At 30.2% G+C, this 904-nt stretch carries 2 protein-coding genes; both read left to right on the forward strand.

What is annotated here, in order from left to right; all coding sequences use genetic code 11:
• Positions 1 to 20 precede the first annotated feature (20 nt).
• On the forward strand, positions 21 to 500 hold the full coding sequence (locus EKL98_RS15660; RefSeq protein ID WP_126563118.1) for a hypothetical protein: 480 nt from the start codon (positions 21 to 23) through the stop codon (positions 498 to 500).
• Between the two features lie 138 nt (positions 501 to 638).
• A partial coding sequence (locus tag EKL98_RS15665) for an acyltransferase (RefSeq protein ID WP_394343483.1) occupies positions 639 to 904 on the forward strand: 266 nt, incomplete at its 3' end.

Genomic DNA, 904 nt, shown 5'->3' on the forward strand with positions numbered 1-904 from the left:
ATTAAAATTTTTTAAATTTTTTGGAACGATATTGTGAAAAGCATCCTGATTTTGAATATGTGCTAGGTACTAATAATATAGACAATCGATTTTTTTATACCAATAAAGGAAAGAAAGTTGGACATGCTATTGGCAGAGATGCTTATCTAGATATTTTAAGGGCAACAAAAATTTCATTTTATACCACTCCCGGTTTGGATTTAGCAAAAACGGAAACCAATTTTTTCAATCAAGTTACGCCAAGATTTTTAGAATTGATTTCTGGGGGGTGTTTAGTAATGGCTCATTATCCTAAAAATGCTGATACAGACTATTATGAAATGGATAGCTTCTGTAAAGATATAGATTCATATGAAGAATTTGAAAAACAGCTGGACATCTTGAGGGATATCAAAGCGATTCCAATTAAAAAATACTCGGAATATTTAAGCAAACATATTACTTCACAAAGGATAAATTTATTTTTGAAGCTTTTAGAGCAAAATCTAATAAAAATATAAAATAGGATGATTATAAAAAGATTAAAGAGAGCTAAATTAATTTTTTCAAGGCATAAAATAGCATGGAGATGGATTTTTCTTAATTCAATTGTTACTCCAATGTATTCAAAGCATTTGCGTGCATTTATATTACGAAAAATGGGATCTAAAATTGCAAAAGGAGTTTCTATTTATAGAAATTGTTATATTTGGGATGGTTCAAAAATAGAAATTGAAACGGGTTCTACTATAGGCTTCAAAGTTCATTTAGACGATCGCAGAGGCATAAAAATAGGTAAGAATGTTACAATTGCTTCAGAAGTAATGATCTGGACGTTGCATCACGATTATAATGATATTCATTTCAAAGCGATTGGTGCCCCAGTGATTGTAGAGGATTATGTATGGATTTGTTCTCGGGCTAT

This window comes from Flavobacterium bomense, from assembly GCF_003970355.1.